The sequence below is a fragment of the Polaribacter sargassicola genome, assembly GCF_021991835.1.
Classification (GTDB): domain Bacteria; phylum Bacteroidota; class Bacteroidia; order Flavobacteriales; family Flavobacteriaceae; genus Polaribacter; species Polaribacter sargassicola.
Genome location: NZ_JAHDAU010000043.1, coordinates 1 through 434 on the forward strand (window position 1 = coordinate 1; position 434 = coordinate 434).

General features: G+C 68.7%; 1 protein-coding gene. It reads left to right on the forward strand.

Going from position 1 to position 434, the window contains the following annotated elements; genetic code table 11:
• Nucleotides 1-434, forward strand: a 434-nt coding sequence (locus KI686_RS17365; protein WP_237590282.1) for an IS3 family transposase, incomplete at both ends; no start/stop codon positions are given.

Consider the following 434-nt stretch of genomic DNA (forward strand, 5'->3'; position numbering starts at 1 on the left):
TATGATCCGCGCGATCATGCGACGGCAGCAGATCGCGGGCGTCCAGCCGCGGACGAAGAAGCGCACCACGATCCCCGCCGACGACGCCGAGGCGCGCCCCGACCTGATCCGCCGCGACTTCACCTCCGACGCCCCCGGCACCAAGCTCGTCGGCGACATCACGTACCTCCGCACTGGAGAGGGATGGCTGTATCTGGCGACGGTGATCGACCTGCACTCCCGCATGGTCGTGGGGTGGGCGATGGCCTCGCACATGCGCACCGAGCTGATCAGCAACGCGCTGCGGATGGCCCACACCCACGGTCACGCCGCGCCCCGCGCGATCTTCCACAGCGATCGAGGAAGCCAATACACGTCGGCCGAGTACGCCGCTGTCGCGGCCGAGCTCGACGTCCGCCTCTCCGCGGGAAGAACAGGATCGTGCCTCGACAACG